Here is a 1,414-nt window from a genome sequence, read left to right on the forward strand (position 1 = left end):
GGGGAGACTGCCAGGGATAACCTGGAGGAAGGCGGGGATGACGTCAAATCATCATGCCCCTTATGATTTGGGCTACACACGTGCTACAATGGCGTAAACAAAGGGAAGCGAACCTGTGAAGGCAAGCAAATCCCAAAAATAACGTCCCAGTTCGGACTGCAGTCTGCAACTCGACTGCACGAAGCTGGAATCGCTAGTAATCGCGGATCAGAATGCCGCGGTGAATACGTTCCCGGGTCTTGTACACACCGCCCGTCACACCATGGGAGTCAGTAACGCCCGAAGTCAGTGACCTAACTGCAAAGAAGGAGCTGCCGAAGGCGGGACCGATGACTGGGGTGAAGTCGTAACAAGGTAGCCGTATCGGAAGGTGCGGCTGGATCACCTCCTTTCTAAGGAAGAAGTAGAGAAAATGTGTTTTACTGTTGAGTTATCAAGGGGAGAATTTAATAAAGCTTCTGGTGCCGATGCGGTTGGGGGAAACACCCGTTCCCATCCCGAACACGACGGTTAAGACCCAATCGGCCGATGGTACTGCACTGGAGACGGTGTGGGAGAGCAGGTGGGCGCCAGATCAAAAAGAAAACAACAGGTTGGAAACCTGATGAAGATAAAACAGGCATTGGAAAGTGAGTCCTGTCGGAAACAGGATGGAGCCAGATACGAATCGTAAAGTCCGGTGCTAACCCGTATCAGCCGGGAAGAGCTGTTAAGATATGCTGGTTTTACCAGTGATTAGAGATTTTAAATAAGAAGTCCGGAGGACAGAATATTTGATGTTTCTAATGACTGATAAAGCATCAGTCAATATGTACCTTGAAAACTGCATACATGAAATTTGATTAAAGTTAATCAAATATCCTTGATACAAAACGTTAAGAGATATGAGAGTATCTCATAAAACGCAAGATAGGAAAAGACATCGATATTAATTGTTATCAACAGTAACAAAAATATATCAAAACAATGAGAATCAAACGACCGCATCACCTACGCTAGGGTGATGAAGCGAAAGGTCAAGCAATAAGGGCACAGGGCGGATGCCTTGGCACTAAGAGCCGATGAAAGACGTGATAAGCTGCGATAAGCTTCGGGGAGGAGCAAATATCCATTGATCCGGAGATCTCTGAATGGGGAAACCCGCATGAGTAAACCTCATGCATCCTACAGCCAATACATAACTGTAGGAAGGGAACCCGGGGAACTGAAACATCTAAGTACCCGGAGGAAAAGAAAGAAAACTCGATTCCGTAAGTAGCGGCGAGCGAACGCGGAGGAGCCTAAACCAGAGTGCGTGCATTCTGGGGTTACGGACTGCATTTAAGATTCAGTGAAGTTAACAGAACGGTTTTGGGAAAGCCGGCCAGAGAGGGTGAAAGCCCCGTACGTGAAAGCAGAGCTGACTGAGCAGGAT

Annotated in this window: 3 rRNA genes; all 3 read left to right on the top strand. The window is 47.5% G+C overall.

Annotated elements, in window-relative coordinates:
* A 16S ribosomal RNA gene (locus ACTNES_RS20805) occupies positions 1-392 on the top strand; the annotation flags it as partial.
* Between the two features lie 65 nt (positions 393-457).
* Positions 458-575: ribosomal RNA gene (gene rrf, locus ACTNES_RS20810) — 5S ribosomal RNA — on the top strand.
* Between the two features lie 439 nt (positions 576-1,014).
* A 23S ribosomal RNA gene (locus ACTNES_RS20815) occupies positions 1,015-1,414 on the top strand; the annotation flags it as partial.

Origin of the sequence: Blautia sp. HCP3S3_D9 (assembly GCF_052063845.1) — a bacterium.
Classification (GTDB): Bacteria; Bacillota; Clostridia; order Lachnospirales; family Lachnospiraceae; genus Blautia_A.